Below are 263 nucleotides of genomic sequence, written 5' to 3' on the forward strand. Positions count from 1 at the left end.
GCAGTAAAAACTGATCCTTCCTGTGATCCTACCGTCATCAGTCTTTTTGGAAATGAACTTTAACCGTTCTTCTTTCCTGACTTCCGACGGTTCGCGGCGAAAAAAGCAGATGCTTCCTCCAGAAATTCATTCAGTTCTTCAAGCTCTCGGTTTTTCTTTTCAAGTTCTTTTATCCGTTTGTTCGCTGCCTGGAGCTGCTGTGCGATAGTAAGTGACTCTCCCGGTGTACGTGAGCCTGCACCTGTGTCTATTTCCCCGATCCG

Annotated in this window: 1 pseudogene; it reads right to left on the bottom strand. The window is 46.8% G+C overall.

The window, feature by feature from the left end:
- Positions 1–59: 59 nt before the first annotated feature.
- Positions 60–263: pseudogene (locus DW938_RS15370) on the bottom strand (hypothetical protein); the annotation flags it as partial.

It is taken from the genome of Ruminococcus sp. AM43-6 (assembly GCF_003461785.1).
Classification (GTDB): domain Bacteria; phylum Bacillota; class Clostridia; order Oscillospirales; family Ruminococcaceae; genus Hominimerdicola; species Hominimerdicola aceti.